General features: G+C 64.8%; 10 protein-coding genes. 8 read left to right on the top strand and 2 right to left on the bottom strand.

What is annotated here, in order from left to right; translation table 11 throughout:
* Positions 1-110: 110 nt before the first annotated feature.
* Positions 111-1,019, top strand: a complete 909-nt coding sequence (locus V1479_RS00490; RefSeq protein ID WP_368801204.1) for a LysR family transcriptional regulator — start codon at positions 111-113, stop codon at positions 1,017-1,019.
* 12 nt (positions 1,020-1,031) lie between these two features.
* Here V1479_RS00490 and V1479_RS00485 read toward each other — a convergent pair whose 3' ends face one another.
* Entirely contained in the window at positions 1,032-1,694 is a 663-nt protein-coding gene (locus V1479_RS00485) for a YggS family pyridoxal phosphate-dependent enzyme (protein ID WP_368801203.1), read from the bottom strand.
* A gap of 143 nt (positions 1,695-1,837) precedes the next feature.
* Between V1479_RS00485 and leuS the strand changes: the two genes are divergently transcribed.
* From leuS to V1479_RS00470, 3 genes are all read left to right on the top strand, one after another.
* Positions 1,838-4,477 carry a leucine--tRNA ligase gene (leuS, locus tag V1479_RS00480; protein ID WP_368801202.1) on the top strand — a complete coding sequence of 880 codons (2,640 nt, stop codon included), beginning with the start codon at positions 1,838-1,840 and terminating at the stop codon, positions 4,475-4,477.
* Positions 4,464-5,117 carry a hypothetical protein gene (locus V1479_RS00475; RefSeq protein WP_368801201.1) on the top strand — a complete coding sequence of 218 codons (654 nt, stop codon included), beginning with the start codon at positions 4,464-4,466 and terminating at the stop codon, positions 5,115-5,117. Before leuS ends, V1479_RS00475 begins: the two co-directional genes overlap by 14 nt.
* A gap of 134 nt (positions 5,118-5,251) precedes the next feature.
* Entirely contained in the window at positions 5,252-6,148 is an 897-nt protein-coding gene (locus tag V1479_RS00470; RefSeq protein WP_379014132.1) for a GNAT family N-acetyltransferase, read from the top strand.
* A gap of 16 nt (positions 6,149-6,164) precedes the next feature.
* On the opposite strand, the gene fsa is transcribed toward V1479_RS00470, so the two are convergent.
* On the bottom strand, positions 6,165-6,818 hold the full coding sequence (fsa, locus tag V1479_RS00465) for a fructose-6-phosphate aldolase (RefSeq protein WP_368801200.1): 654 nt from the start codon (positions 6,816-6,818) through the stop codon (positions 6,165-6,167).
* 90 nt (positions 6,819-6,908) lie between these two features.
* Between fsa and V1479_RS00460 the strand changes: the two genes are divergently transcribed.
* The 4 genes from V1479_RS00460 to atpA all read left to right on the top strand — a co-directional run bounded on the left by V1479_RS00460 (position 6,909) and on the right by atpA (position 11,914).
* Positions 6,909-9,089 (top strand): primosomal protein N', encoded by a 2,181-nt coding sequence (locus tag V1479_RS00460; RefSeq protein ID WP_368801199.1) that lies wholly within the window; start codon positions 6,909-6,911, stop codon positions 9,087-9,089.
* Between the two features lie 101 nt (positions 9,090-9,190).
* The gene (locus V1479_RS00455) at positions 9,191-9,586 is read left to right on the top strand and encodes an AGROH133_08824 family phage infection protein (protein WP_368801198.1); all 396 of its coding nucleotides are present in this window, start codon (positions 9,191-9,193) and stop codon (positions 9,584-9,586) included.
* Between the two features lie 256 nt (positions 9,587-9,842).
* A complete protein-coding gene (locus V1479_RS00450) occupies positions 9,843-10,385 on the top strand; it encodes a F0F1 ATP synthase subunit delta (protein WP_438620490.1) in 543 nt (180 codons plus the stop codon).
* Positions 10,385-11,914, top strand: coding sequence for a F0F1 ATP synthase subunit alpha (gene atpA, locus V1479_RS00445; RefSeq protein ID WP_173189020.1), 1,530 nt, complete (start codon positions 10,385-10,387; stop codon positions 11,912-11,914). The genes V1479_RS00450 and atpA overlap by 1 nt, the downstream gene beginning before the upstream one ends.
* The last annotated feature ends 12 nt before the right edge of the window (positions 11,915-11,926 follow it).

The following is an 11,926-nucleotide window of genomic DNA, read 5'->3' as shown; positions in this document are numbered from 1 at the left end:
GTTCAAGACAGGTCATGCGCCTCGGTGGGCGCGAGACCCGAAAGATCGTGGCCTCAGGCTCTGTGAACCAGCCTTGCCGTTGGCATATTTTCTGTGAAATAGATTCCACAATGGCCAGACCCGAGATCAATCGCTCCGGCGAAATGGAAGTGTTCGCGCGCGTGGTGGAAACGGGCAGCTTCTCCGCTGCCGCCCGCCAGCTTCGCATGACGCCATCGGCCGTCAGCAAGCTGATTGCGCGGCTGGAAGCGCGCCTTGGCGCGCGGCTCGTCAGCCGCTCGACACGCAAGCTGCAACTGACGCCGGAGGGGGCCGGATTCTACGAGAGCGCAACGCGCATTCTGGCCGAAATGCTCTCAGCCGAGCGCGAGGCCGCGGCGGGTTCCGCACCGCGCGGGCGCTTGCGCGTCAACAGCTACGTGCCGTTCGGCCAGCTCAAGCTGATACCGCTGCTGCCGCGCTTTCTGGAGCGCTTTCCTGAGGTGAGCGTCGACGTCGTGCTGACCGACAATGTGATCGACCTGATGGAGGAGAGGGCTGACGTCGCGATTCGCGCCGGGCCGCTCGGCGAATCGAGCCTGATCGCGCGCAAACTCGGCCAGAGCCCGATGGTGCTGGTCGCTGCTCCATCTTATCTGGAAAAGCGCGGCGTGCCACAAACGCCGGACGATCTTGCCAGCCACAACCTGCTCGCGTTCTGTTTCGTGCGCCATATCAGCGGCTGGCCGTTCCTTGGCACGGGAGGCGAGACGACGATGGTCAACCTCTCCGGCAATGCGCTGGTGAGCGACGGCGAGGCGATGCGGCATATGGCACTTGCGGGGGCCGGCATCGCGCGGCTTGCGCGCTGGCATGTCGGACCGGACATCGAGGCCGGGCGGCTGGTCGCGCTGCTTGAGCCGTTCAATCCCGGCGACAATGAAGTGACCCACGCGGTCTATGTCGGACAAGGCAAGCATCTGCCGGCGCGCGTGCGGGCTTTCCTCGATTTTCTCGTGGAGACGGTGCGGATGACGTGAAGGTGCGGGTCTTCAGCGCGTGCCGAAGATGGCCGAGCCGACCCGCACACTGGTCGCGCCGAAGGCTATCGCCTTCTCGTAGTCGCCGGACATTCCCATGGAGAGCTTTTCCACGCCGGCCTCGCGCGCGAGCTTTTCCAGCAACGCGAAATGCGGTCCCGGATTCTCGTCGAAGGGCGGGATCGCCATCAACCCCTCGATGACGAGGCCGTGGACCTCGCGGCAGCGTGCGACGAAAGCGACCGCCTCGCGCGGATCGATGCCGGCCTTCTGCTCTTCGAGCCCGGTATTGACCTGAACGTAGAGGCGCGGCGCCTTGCCCTGCTTGTCGATCTCCTTCGCCAGCTCAGCGGCGATCTTCTCGCGATCGACGGTTTCGATGACGTCGAACAAGGCGACCGCTTCCTTCGCCTTGTTGGATTGCAGCGGGCCGATCAGGTGTAGTTCCAGATCGGGGAAGTGCTCGCGCAGCGCCGGCCATTTCGACTGCGCCTCCTGAACCCGGTTTTCGCCGAAGACGCGTTGTCCCGCCTCAATGACGGGGTGGATGTCGTCGGCCGCAAAGGTCTTGGAGACGGCGACGAGCGTGACCGAGCCGGCCGCGCGGCCGGCCTCTTTCTCGGCACTGGTGATGTTGGCCTTTACCGCCTCAAGCCGCGAAACCGCCTCGTTCATGGTCCAAATCCGCTGTTTTCATTGCCTGCGCGCCCGCCACGGTTGACGGGTTCGGGAAACCGTGGTGAAGGCATGGCACTTCTTTCAAGTGACCTTCACTTGGCAAGTGTGAATCCCAGCGTCTTTTAGGTGAAATTCCGGACATGGCAACCGAACGATACAATCCCCGCGCATCAGAGCCCAAATGGCAGAAGGCCTGGGACTATGCGAAGCTCTTCGAGACGAAGAACGACGCGCCGGGCGAGAAGTATTACGTGCTTGAGATGTTCCCGTACCCGTCGGGCCGCATCCATATGGGCCATGTCCGCAACTATGCCATGGGCGATGTGGTCGCGCGCTACAAGCGCGCGAAGGGCTTCAACGTCCTGCATCCGATGGGCTGGGACGCCTTCGGCCTGCCGGCGGAAAACGCGGCACGCGACAACAAGGTCAACCCGCGCGACTGGACCTACGCCAACATCGAGACGATGAAGGGCCAGTTGAAGACGATGGGCCTGTCGCTCGATTGGGCGCGCGAGTTTGCGACCTGCGACCCGTCCTACTACCGCCACCAGCAGAAGATGTTCCTGGACTTCTGGAAGGCCGGTCTGGTCGAGCGCCGCAACGCCAAGGTCAACTGGGACCCGGTCGACATGACCGTGCTCGCCAACGAGCAGGTGATCGACGGCCGGGGCTGGCGCTCGGGCGCGCCCGTGGAGCAGCGCGACCTGACGCAATGGTTCTTCAAGATCACCTCGATGGCGCAGGAGCTGCTCGACGGGCTTGAGACGCTGCCGCGCTGGCCCGAGAAGGTGAAGCTGATGCAGTCCAACTGGATCGGCCGCTCCGAAGGCCTGCAGATCCGGTGGAAGCTGGACCCTGCCTCGGCGCCCGCGGGCGAGAGCGAACTGGAAGTCTATACGACGCGGCCGGACACGATCTTCGGCGCCTCGTTCATGGCGATCGCGGCGGACCATCCGCTGGCGAAGAAGGCGGCCGAGAACAATCCGAGGCTGGCTTCCTTCATCGAGGAGATCAAACGCTCCGGCACGTCGGCGGCGGAAATCGAGACCGCCGAGAAGAAGGGTTTCGACACCGGTATCCGCGTCGTGCATCCGTTCGACGAGAGCTGGACGCTGCCGGTCTATGTCGCCAATTTCGTGCTGATGGACTACGGCACCGGGGCGATCTTCGGCTGTCCCTCGGGCGACCAGCGCGACCTCGACTTCGCCAACAAATATGGCCTGCCGGTTGTGCCAGTCGTGATGCCGGAAGGCGCCGACGCGGCGACGTTCCAGATCACCGAGGAAGCCTTCACCGACGACGGCGTGATGATCAACTCGCGCTTCCTCGACGGGATGAAGCCGGCAGAAGCCTTCGACGAGGTGGCGCAACGTCTGTCGGGCGTGACCATCGGCGGGCGGCCACAGGGCGAGCGCAAAGTGCAGTTCCGCCTGCGCGACTGGCTGATTTCGCGGCAGCGCTACTGGGGTTGTCCGATCCCGGTCGTCCACTGCGACGACTGCGGTGCGGTGCCGGTTCCCGCCGACCAGTTGCCGGTGCGGTTACCGGACGACGTTTCGTTCGACAAGCCTGGCAATCCGCTCGACCATCATCCGACCTGGAAGCATGCTGCCTGTCCGAACTGTGGCAAGGATGCCCGGCGCGACACCGACACGATGGATACGTTTGTCGACTCGTCCTGGTATTTTGCGCGTTTCACCGATCCCTGGGACGAGGCCCAGCCGACGGACCTCGCCTATGTGGACGGGCCGAACGGGTGGCTGCCGGTCAACCAGTATATCGGCGGCATCGAGCACGCGATCCTGCACCTGCTCTATTCGCGCTTCTTCGCGCGGGCGATGAAGGTTACCGGCCACCTCAACAGCGTGGAGGAGCCATTCCAGGGCCTGTTCACGCAGGGCATGGTGGTTCACGAGACCTACAGGCTGGGCAGCGGCGCCAACGGAACCTGGGTGACGCCGGCGGAGGTGAAGGTCGACGAGACCGATGGGACGCGGCGCGCCAGCATGATCACTTCCGGCGAAGACGTCACGATCGGGCCGATCGAGAAGATGTCGAAGTCGAAGAAGAATGTCGTCGATCCGGACGACATCATCGCCGGCTACGGAGCCGATACGGCGCGCTGGTTCATGCTGTCGGATTCGCCGCCCGAGCGCGATGTGATCTGGACGGAAGCCGGCGTCGAAGGCGCGCACCGCTTCGTGCAGCGCGTGTGGCGACTGATTTCCGAGATCGCACCCGCGCTGGCTGGTGTGTCGCCTGAGCCCGCACGCGAAGGGAACGCGGCTTCAACCTCGAAGGCCGTCCACAAGACGGTGAAGGCTGTCGGAGAGGACATCGAGAAGCTCGGCTTCAACAAGGCGGTCGCGCGGCTTTACGAGCTGGTCAATGTGCTTTCGCCGCAGGTCGCGGGTGCCGGCGCAGCCGACGCGACCACCAAGGCGGCGCTACGCGAGGCGGTCGAGGCGCTGGTGCGGATGATCGCGCCGATGATGCCGCATCTGGCCGAGGAGTGCTGGGCGGCGCTGGGCGGCGAGGGTCTGGCGGCGAATCAGCCATGGCCGGAATTCGACCCCGCGCTGGTCGTCGACGACGAAATCGTGCTGCCCGTTCAGATCAACGGCAAGAAGCGCGGCGATTTGACAATCGCGCGAAACGCGGATCAATCTGCCGTCGAGGAAGCAGCGCTTGCGCTGGATGTGGTGCGTGCTGCGCTCGAGGGAAAGCAGCCGCGCAAGGTGATCGTTGTGCCGCAGAGGATCGTCAATGTCGTCATCTGATCTGGGACACGCGCACCGCACGCCCGGCCTGCGGAAGCGGTTTCTGACCCTGGTTTCCGTTCTGGGTCTGGTGGTTGTCGCCGGCTGCACTGTCCGCCCGCTTTATGGCGACGTGACTTCTGCGACCGGGCCGCAGGCCTTCGCATCCGCGCGGCTCGAATCGATCGAGATCGCGCCGGTGGACGACCGCGTCGGCCAGGAAGTGCGCAACCATCTCATCTTCCTGCTCGGCGGCGGAAAGGGCCAGCCGGCATCGCCCGCCTACAAGGTGCAGCTTTCCGTACGCGTGACCGACGCGCGCGCGAGTTCGATCAACACGAGCCGCGTGAACCTCGACCCGACATCGGGCATCGTCACCGTTCAGGGCTCGTATGTGCTAACCGATTCCAGCAATGGCGAACGTATTTCAGCCGGTACGCGCTCCGTTCAGGCGCCATACGATATTCCGCGGCAGGAATTCGCAGCACTCAGGGCCGTCCGCAACGCCGAAGACAGGGCATCGCGCGAGCTCGCCGAAGTGCTGCGTCTGGCGCTTGCCCAGGAGCTGGAGCAATCCACCTCCAAGGTTGCGCCGGCAGACGTTCCCGTAAGTCCCGAGGAAGCCCAGAAGCTGGGGCAGGACGAATCCGAGGAATTGTAGGGCCAGCCGTGAACGGGCTTCAAAACGAGATGGAACCTTTCCCGATGCACGGCGTTTCAGGTTGTGGGAGAGTTCGGCCTGTCACTGCGCTGTCACTTTCCTAAGCCAGTCATGGCCCGACGGAGTGGTTGCCAATGGAATTCAGGTCGATGCCCGGTTCAGTGGTCTCAGCGCTTGAGAACGAACGAGCCGGTTCGCAAGTGAAGCATATCGTCGATCAGCTTATCGCCGAGCGCGCGACCCGGCTTTCCCGCAGTCCACTCTGGCCGGTCCTGCGGCCGATCATCTATCGCACCTTTCACTACCGGCAGGCCGTGTCCATGGCGAACGACATCGGTCCGATGTCCGGCTGGGACGCGTTCGACTATCTGAGTCGCCTGCTTTCGCTGGACGTTACGGCGACCGGCACCGAAAACCTGCCGAAAGAGGGCGCGTTCATTCTGGCGCCTAGCCATCCGACCGGCATCGCCGACGGCATCGCGGTCTTCGACCTGCTGAAGGGGTGCCGACCCGATATGGCGATTTTCGCCAACCGCGATGCGCTGCGCGTGGCGGCGGGCTTCCGCGACCTGATTATCCCGGTTGAATGGCGCCAGGGCGAGAAGTCGCACTCCAAGAGCCGCGACACGCTCGCCATGACGGCGCGCGCCTTCGGCGACGGCAAGGCCGTGGTGCTGTTCCCTTCCGGGCGTATCGCCTACTGGAACGAAGGCAAGCTGACCGAACGGCCGTGGCAGGGATCGGTGGTCGCACTTGCCCGGCGGTTCGGCGTCCCGGTCGTCCCGGCCCGCCTCACGGCGCGCAATTCCGGCCTGTTCTACCTTCTGTCGAAATATTCGACCGAACTGCGTGACATGACGGTCTTTCACGAACTGCTGAACAAGAAGCAGGACGCTTTCCGCATCACCATCGGCAAGCCGATCGCGCCCGATCTGCTCGATGGCGAGCCGGGCGAGGTCGCCGCGCTGCTGCAGCAGCACACGGTCGAAAAAATGGCGGCCGACCCGGCCGCCATCTTCACGCGATCATAATCCCTAGCTAACCGGCTCAGCCGATCTTCTGGCCGGTCTTTGCCCAGTCGGCGAGGAAGGCTTCCAGGCCCTTGTCGGTCAGCGGGTGCTTGACCAGCGCCTTCAGAGTCGTCGGCGGTACGGTGGCGACGTCCGCGCCGATCAGGGCGGCCTGCTTGACGTGGTTCACGGTGCGGATGGAGGCGGCGAGGATCTCGGTGTTGAAGCCGTAATTGTCGTAGATGGTGCGGATCTCGGAGATCAGCTCCATGCCGTCGACACCCATGTCGTCGATGCGGCCGATGAAGGGCGAGATGAAGGTCGCACCCGCCTTGGCAGCCAGCAGTGCCTGATTGGCCGAGAAGCACAGCGTGACGTTGACGAGGCGGCCGCCGGAGGTGATCGCTTTGCAGGCCTTTAGCCCGTCGAGCGTCAGCGGCACCTTGATGCAGATGTTGTCGGCGATTTTCGACAGCACGTCGGCTTCGCGCATCATCTCGTTGTATTCGGTCGCCACGACCTCGGCAGAGACGGGGCCTTCGACGATCGAGCAGATTTCTTTGGTGACTTCCGTGATGTTGCCGCCCGATTTGAGGATGAGCGAAGGGTTGGTGGTTACGCCATCCAGAAGGCCCAAATCGTTGAGCTCGCGGATTTCCTTCACATCGGCGGTATCGACGAAGAACTTCATGGTCTCTTTCCCTGACAGTCTCGCGACGGTGGCGCCGTCGCTTCGCATTGGCCCTTGCTCTAACGCACGAAGCGGGCAAGGTCACGTCCGATGAGCGAAGATTCGTCCAGAAACAGAATCGTTCCCGTGCTGGTGCCGATGCCGGCGGAGCGACCCTATTCCTATGCGGTGCCCGATGGCATGGTTATCGGCCCGGGGTCGATCGTGCGCGTGCCGCTCGGTCCGCGCGAGGTGGCGGGCATCGTCTGGGACACGCCGACCGATAGGGTGGATGCGAAGAAGCTGCGGCCGATCAGCGAGGTGTTCGACTGTCCGCCGCTGGCGGAAGCCGACCGCCGGTTCGTCGACTGGGTGGCGGCCTACACGCTGTCGCCACCCGGCATGGTCGCCCGCATGTTCCTGCGCGCGCCAGCCGCATTCGACCCCGAGCCGCCGCTGGAAGGGCTGGTCTTTGCCGGCGGCGAACCCGAGCGAGCGACGGCGGCGCGGGCTCGCGTGCTGGAACTGGCGCGCGACGGCATGGCGTGGACGCGTTCAGGCCTGGCGCATGCGGCGGGGGTTTCGCTCACTGTTGTCGACGGGCTCAAGGCACAGGGTCTGTTCGAGACCGTCAAGATCCCGCCACCGCCGGTCGTTGCAGCCCCTGACCCAACCTATGGGGCGGCCGACCTGACGCCCGACCAGCGGGACGCAGCGGGCACGTTGCGCGACAAGGCAGGCGGCGGCTTTTCCGTGACGCTGCTCGACGGCGTGACCGGCTCGGGCAAGACGGAGGTCTATTTCGAGGCGATCGCGGCGGCTGTGGAGGCTGGCCGGCAGGTACTGGTGCTGGTGCCCGAAATTGCGCTGACGGCGGCCTTCCTCGACCGCTTTCACGATCGCTTCGGCGCCAAGCCTGCCGAATGGCATTCCGATCTGTCGCCGAGGATGCGGGAGCGCGTCTGGCGGCAGGTTGCGGAGGGCCGGGTGCGGGTGGTGGCCGGCGCGCGCTCGGCACTTTTCCTGCCGTTCAACGATCTCGGGCTGATCGTCGTCGACGAGGAGCACGACCCTGCCTACAAACAGGAGGACCGTGTCTATTACTCGGCGCGCGACATGGCCGTGGTACGCGGCCATATCGGGGGCTTTCCCGTGGTGCTGGCATCTGCAACGCCGGCCGTGGAGAGCCGCGTCAACGCCGATCAGGGGCGATACGAGCGCGTCATGCTGCCGGCCCGTTTCGCGGAAGCCGCGATGCCCGACCTGCGCGCCATCGACATGCGCCGCAGCCCGCCCGCGCGCGGCGGCTTCCTGTCGCCGGTCCTGCTGGAGCAAGTGGAAAAGACCGTTGCGCGCGGCGAGCAGGCGCTGCTCTTCCTCAACCGCCGCGGCTATGCGCCATTGACGCTCTGCCGTGTCTGCGGACACCGCTTTCAGTGCCCGAGCTGTTCGAGCTGGCTGGTCGAACACCGGTTTCGCGGGCAGCTCGTCTGCCACCATTGCGCCCATACCGAGCCGCGTCCGGAAGCCTGTCCCTCGTGCGGTGCGCTCGACCATCTGGTCGCCTGCGGGCCGGGCGTGGAGCGGATCGCCGAGGAGGTGGTGGGACGCTTCCCCGACGCGCGCACCATCGTGCTGTCGTCCGACATGCTGGGCGGCGTGAAGCGGCTGCGGCTTGAGCTCGACGCGATCGCAAAGGGCGAGGCCGACATCGTTATCGGCACCCAGCTCGTCGCCAAGGGGCACAATTTCCCGAACATGACGCTGGTGGGCGTGGTGGATGCTGACCTCGGCCTTGCAAACGGCGACCCCCGCGCCGCCGAGCGCACCTTCCAGCTCCTGAGCCAGGTGACCGGCCGCGCAGGCCGCACCGGGCGCAAGAGCCTTGGCCTGATCCAGACCTACCAGCCCGCGCATCCGGTGATGCAGGCGCTCGTCTCAGGCGATGCCGAATCGTTCTACGAACGCGAGATCGCCGAGCGCGAACGCGCGGGGCTGCCTCCATTCGGCCGGCTCGCGGCGATCATCATCAGCGCCGCAACGCGCGCCGAGGCCGAAAGTCACGGTAGGGCCCTACGCCGCGCTGCCCCCGCTGCCGCCGACATTTCGGTGCTGGGGCCGACAGAGGCGCCGCTCGCGCTGGTGGCGGGCCGCCACCGCTTCCGCCTGCTGATCCACGGCGAAAGGCGCTCCGACATGCAGGGCTTCGTCCGTGCGATGGTGGCGGCGGCGGAAAGGCCACGCGGTTCGGTGCGCGTGTCGGTCGACATCGATCCGCAGAGCTTCTTGTGAGGAGGGTGCCAGGACATGCGCGCCAGCATCGTGCACTCCTGCGCGACAGCACTTCCGGCATTCGCTAATGTCGCGCCGCGATTCGATTTGAGGGGATGATCATGGAATTCGCGTTTCCGTGGCCGGTGAGCCAGGGCGAGTGGCTGGCCTGGTCGGCTGCCGCCGTCACATTGGTGTTCGGTCTGTTGATGCTGTTCGCGCCCGGCCTCACGCTCAAGGCGCTGCGCTTGCAGACCATTCCAGAGCATCCGGAGGCCGTGTCCGAGGCGCGGGCGACCATGTCCGGCTTCTATCTCGGCAGCGGGCTTGCCTGCATCCTGCTCGCCCAGCCGCTGCTGTACCTGTCGCTCGGCCTGTGCTGGGGGCTGACGGCATTCGGCCGTATCATCTCGATGCTCTCCGACGACGGCAACACGATCTATAACTGGCTGTGGCTGGTGATCGAAATCGCGCTCGCGGGGCTGGCTCTGTCGTTTGCGGTTGGCTTCATCGCCTGATTCCGCGCCAGGCTCGCACCTTCGCGCGCTGACTGCGACAAAACTGCCGCAAATCCTTACCTTTCGCCTTGTTGCGAGTCGGGAAAGCCTGTGCTAGACGGCAAGCGACTTTCGGCAGGGGGATGCGGCAAGCCCATAGTTCCGGCTGAGAAATTTCAACAAGGTCAAAGATTTAGCCAGAGTCCGATGCTCCAGCGGAAAATCTTCTGACCTGTCAGGCAGAGAGAAAAGACGGTCCGTGGCACAGTCTGGCTCGATGATCTCCGGAGTGGCCGAACGCTATGCGGGTTCGCTCCATGAACTGGCTTCACAAGCCAACTCCGTGGCCAAGGTCGAATCCGAGCTTTCGCGCTTCGAAACGCTGATCGAAGGCAGCGCCGATATGCGGCGACTGATCGAGAGCCCCGTGTTCTCGGCCGAGGACCAGTTCAAGGCGATCTCCGCCATTGTGGACAAGGCCAAGATCACTGGCCTTACCGGCAATTTCCTGCGCGTGGTCGCGCGCAACCGCCGTCTCTTCGCCGTTCCCGGCATGATCCGCGCCTTCCGTCGCATCGCGGCCGAGGCGCGCGGCGAGGTCGCCGCCGAGGTTTCCTCGGCGCACGAACTCACCGCCGCACAGCGCTCCGAACTGACTGCCGCGCTCAAGACGGTGGCCGGCAAGGACGTTGCGGTGAACCTGACGGTGGACCCCACCCTTCTCGGCGGCATGGTGGTCAAGATGGGCTCGCGCCAGATCGACACGTCGCTCAAAACCAAACTCGCTTCGCTTAAGCTCGCACTGAAAGAGGTCGGCTGATGGATATCCGCGCCGCGGAAATTTCCGCAATTCTCAAGGACCAGATCAAGAATTTCGGCAAAGAGGCCGAGGTTTCCGAGGTCGGTCAGGTTCTCTCCGTCGGTGACGGCATCGCCCGCGTCTACGGCCTCGACAATGTCCAGGCCGGCGAAATGGTCGAGTTCCCCGGCGGCATCCGTGGCATGGCGCTGAACCTCGAAGCCGACAATGTCGGCGTCGTTATCTTCGGCAACGACCGTGACATCAAGGAAGGCGACACCGTCAAGCGCACCGGCGCCATCGTGGACGTGCCTGTCGGTCCCGAGCTGCTCGGGCGCGTGGTCGACGCCCTCGGCAACCCGATCGACGGCAAGGGCCCGATCAAGGCCAAGGAGCGCCGCCGCGTCGACGTCAAGGCGCCCGGCATCATCCCGCGCAAGTCGGTGCATGAGCCGATGTCGACCGGCCTCAAGGCCATCGACGCCCTGATCCCGGTCGGCCGTGGCCAGCGCGAGCTCGTCATCGGCGACCGCCAGACCGGCAAGACCGCGATCATTCTCGACACCTTCCTCAACCAGAAGCCGCTCAACGACGGCGACGACGAGAGCCAGAAGCTCTATTGCGTCTATGTCGCCGTCGGCCAGAAGCGCTCCACCGTCGCGCAGCTCGTGAAGGTTCTGGAAGAGCGCGGCGCGCTCGAATATTCGATCATCATCGCCGCGACCGCTTCCGATCCTGCACCGCTGCAGTACATCGCGCCGTTCTCCGGCTGCGCCATGGGCGAATATTTCCGCGACAACGGCAAGCATGCGCTGATCGCCTATGACGATCTGTCCAAGCAGGCCGTGGCTTACCGTCAGATGTCGCTGCTGCTGCGCCGTCCGCCCGGCCGTGAAGCCTATCCGGGCGACGTCTTCTACCTGCACTCCCGCCTGCTCGAGCGCGCGGCGAAGATGAACGACGACATGGGGGCCGGCTCGCTGACCGCGCTTCCGGTCATCGAGACGCAGGCCAACGACGTGTCGGCCTACATCCCGACCAACGTGATCTCGATCACCGACGGCCAGATCTTCCTCGAGACCAACCTGTTCTTCCAGGGTATTCGCCCGGCGGTGAATGTTGGTCTGTCGGTGTCCCGCGTCGGCTCGGCCGCGCAGATCAAGGCGATGAAGCAGGTTGCCGGCTCGATCAAGGGCGAACTCGCGCAGTATCGCGAGATGGCCGCCTTCGCGCAGTTCGGCTCCGATCTCGACGCTGCCACGCAGCGTCTGCTCAACCGCGGTGCGCGCCTGACCGAGTTGCTCAAGCAGCCGCAGTTCTCGCCGCTGAAGACGGAAGAGCAGGTCGCGGTGATCTTCGCCGGCGTCAATGGCTACCTCGACAACCTCGCCATCAACCAGGTGTCGAAGTTCGAGCAGGGCCTGCTGTCACACATGCGTTCTGACGGCAAGGCGGTGCTCGACGCGATCCGCAAGGAGAAGGCGCTGTCGGACGACCTGCGCGCCAAGCTCAAGGCCGAGATCGACGCCTTCGCCAAGAACTTCGTCTGAGGCTTGCCGGAC

This window comes from Neoaquamicrobium sediminum (assembly GCF_040970315.1).
In the GTDB taxonomy this organism is placed as follows: Bacteria; Pseudomonadota; Alphaproteobacteria; order Rhizobiales; family Rhizobiaceae; genus Aerobium; species Aerobium sediminum.
Note: the sequence above shows the minus strand (reverse complement) of the source record. Positions and strands in the feature narration are given on the sequence as shown.